We start from the raw sequence: 1,199 nt of genomic DNA, 5'->3' as shown, positions 1-1,199 counted from the left end.
CATCAAGGCAACCACGAGTCGGAATGGGCAGCGATTTGCTCGATTTCTGCCAAGATCGGTTGTACCGCCGAAACACTGCGCCGTTGGGTACGCCAGGCCGAGCGCGATACTGGCAAACGTGAAGGCCAGACCAGCAGCGAACGCGAGCGGATCAAGGCGCTGGAACGTGAGGTGCGTGAGTTGCGCCAGGCCAACGAGATCCTGCGCAAGGCGTCCGCGTATTTTGCCCAGGCGGAGCTCGACCGCCGCTTCAAGCCATGAAGGCGTTCGTCGATGAGCATCGTGCGGTTTATGGAGTCGAGCCGATCTGCCGGGTACTGCCGATCGCTCCATCGACCTACTACGCCCATGCACATTGCCAGGCCGCTCCCGAGCGGCGTTCTCCGCGAACACGGCGTGACGAGGTACTGAGCGGGCATATCCAGCGGGTCTGGGAGGAGAACTTCCAGGTCTACGGCGTGCGCAAGGTCTGGCGGCAACTCAAGCGCGAAGGCGTAGTGGTGGCCCGCTGCACGGTGGAGCGACTGATGCGGCGACTGGGTCTACAAGGTGTCGTACGCGGCAAACCGGTCAAGACTACGATCAGCGACAAGGCCACCCCGTGCCCGCTGGACAAGGTCAATCGCCAGTTCCGCGCCGAGCGGCCAAACGCGCTCTGGGTGTCGGACTTCACCTACGTCAGCACGTGGCAGGGCTTCGTCTACGTGGCCTTTGTTATCGACGTATTCGCCCGGCGTATCGTCGGCTGGCGCGTGTCCAGCTCAGCCCGCACAGACTTTGTTCTCGATGCGTTGGAACAGGCGTTGTATGCCCGCCGACCGGTCGGCCAGGGCAGCCTGATCCATCACAGCGACCGTGGCGTGCAGTACGTCTCGATCCGCTATACCGAGCGCCTAGCTGAAGCTGGAGTCGAGCCCTCGGTGGGCAGCGTGGGCGACTCCTATGACAATGCCTTAGCCGAGACCATCAATGGCCTGTACAAGGCCGAGGTGATCCATCGTCGTTCCTGGCAGAATCGGGAGGCAGTGGAGCTGGCGACGCTGGAGTGGGTGGACTGGTTCAACCACCGACGGCTACTGGAGCCCATCGGGAACATGCCGCCGGCAGAGGCCGAAGCGATCTACTATCAGCAACTTACCGAGTCGGCCCAAGCGGCATGACTCACACCAAAGAGCCTCCGGAATTCCCGGGGCGGTTCA

The 1,199-nt window shown here is 62.6% G+C and carries 1 protein-coding gene and 1 other annotated feature; the gene reads left to right on the top strand.

Annotated features, from left to right (window positions below):
- Positions 1–1,160, top strand: a protein-coding gene (locus DN824_RS22380) for an IS3 family transposase (RefSeq protein WP_138410509.1) whose coding sequence is annotated in 2 segments (ribosomal slippage) — positions 1–223 and positions 223–1,160 — 1,161 coding nt annotated over the 2 segments. Because the reading frame shifts where the segments join, the coding sequence is not laid out codon by codon here. This gene is flagged as partial in the annotation.
- Positions 216–332, top strand: a sequence feature (AL1L pseudoknot). It overlaps the preceding gene by 117 nt.
- Positions 1,161–1,199: the final 39 nt, after the last annotated feature.

Source organism: Stutzerimonas nosocomialis, assembly GCF_005876855.1.
GTDB lineage: Bacteria > Pseudomonadota > Gammaproteobacteria > Pseudomonadales > Pseudomonadaceae > Stutzerimonas > Stutzerimonas nosocomialis.
The sequence above is the reverse complement of the archived record's forward strand: the minus strand, read 5'-3'. Positions and strand labels throughout refer to the sequence as shown.